At 42.2% G+C, this 1558-nt stretch carries 2 protein-coding genes; both read left to right on the top strand.

Annotated features, from left to right (window positions below):
- Positions 1–244: 244 nt before the first annotated feature.
- A complete protein-coding gene (locus tag CBW42_RS15120; protein WP_242969783.1) occupies positions 245–592 on the top strand; it encodes a transposase in 348 nt (115 codons plus the stop codon).
- Positions 543–1400, top strand: coding sequence for an IS3 family transposase (locus CBW42_RS14260; RefSeq protein WP_242969904.1), 858 nt, complete (start codon positions 543–545; stop codon positions 1398–1400). Before CBW42_RS15120 ends, CBW42_RS14260 begins: the two co-directional genes overlap by 50 nt.
- Positions 1401–1558: the final 158 nt, after the last annotated feature.

Here is a 1558-nt window from a genome sequence, read left to right as displayed (position 1 = left end):
AGATGTAGATGTGTATAAGAGACAGGGCTTTATAGTGACTGCTTTATTATGTGTACATCCAAGTAATGCTTAATTTCTCATCATCACAAGATAAATTGATGTAATAATGCGTATTATTCAGGCTCCAAGTATGTTGCCCTTCCTGCGGTTCTTTATAATGGTCTCATAAATTAAGACACTTTTTCGGACAGATTTTAATGAATCTGATATACTTAAACCAGTATGTAAGAAAGGAGCCATTATCATGTCCAGACAGAGAAGAAGTTTTAGTGCCAAATTCAAATCAAACCTTGTAATTGAGCTGCTTAAGGGTGAGAAAGATCTCAATACCCTGGCAGCTGAAAATAGCATCCAACCAAATCTGCTCCGTAACTGGAAAAAGGAGTTCCTGAACAATGCTTCGGTTGTGTTCGACGACAAGCGCGAGGAAAACCTCAAAGAAAAGCTTGCCGAAGAGCGAAAAGAGAAAGCGGAGTATGCCAAAAAGGTTGGTCAGTTAACCATGCAGGTTGACTGGCTCAAAAAAAAATCTGAAGAAATTTGTGGACCTGACTACGAGAGTAAGTTTAGTCCAAAACCTTTTGACGACTAAGGAAATTCCGGCTTCCGTTGGTGCCAGGTTGCTTGACATCAACCGTACAAGCATTTATTACACGGGCACCCCTATTTCAGATGAGGAACTGGCCTGCAAAGAGATCATTGATCATCTCCATACAGATAATCCCACTTGGGGCGCAAGACAAATGTCTGCACAGTTAAAAGCCCGTGGTTACCAGGTTGGGCGCCGCAAGGCAAGACGCTACATGAATGAGATGGATATTTACCCGATCTATCCAAAGATGAATCTTTCCAAGCGAATGCAGCAGGCGAAAGTATGTCCATATCTTCTTCGTAATGCGGTCATAGACAAGCCAAATCAAGCATGGTCTATTGACATTACATATATCCCGATCAAGCGCGGATTTCTGTATCTGACAGCCGTGATCGACTGGTATAGCCGTTGTATTGTCGGCTGGGAAGTGGATGACACACTTGATACCAGAATGGTTATCAGTGCCCTGAAAAAAGCTTTCAAAGTGGCAAAACCTCAAATCCTGAATTCAGATCAGGGTTGTCAGTTTACAAGTCAGCAATACATTGACTTTGTAAAGGAAAACGGCATCCGTCAGAGTATGGATGGAAAAAGTCGCTGGGCAGACAACATCATGATTGAACGCTGGTTCCGCAGCTTCAAGTATGAGGAAGCCTATCTGACACAGTACAACAACATCAGGGAAGCAAGAGCTGCTATCGGACAGTATATCCACATCTACAACTTTGAGCGGCGCCATTCTGCACTTGATTACCAAACACCGGCTGAATGCTACTATCCGGCAATGTTGATGCCATATGTAGCTTAGCATATATTGAATCTGGGGGAGTGCTCCACTGTTCTCCACATGTTCCTTGTAACTTGTCCACTATATCAGTTCATTATAAAAATCTTAGATTTTTGTCTTGACAACTGAGCCACTATACTTTCGGTTGATATTCTTCACCATACAATAGTGTCATTTGT

This window comes from Butyricicoccus porcorum, from assembly GCF_002157465.1.
GTDB lineage: Bacteria > Bacillota > Clostridia > Oscillospirales > Butyricicoccaceae > Butyricicoccus_A > Butyricicoccus_A porcorum.
Note: the sequence above shows the minus strand (reverse complement) of the source record. Positions and strands in the feature narration are given on the sequence as shown.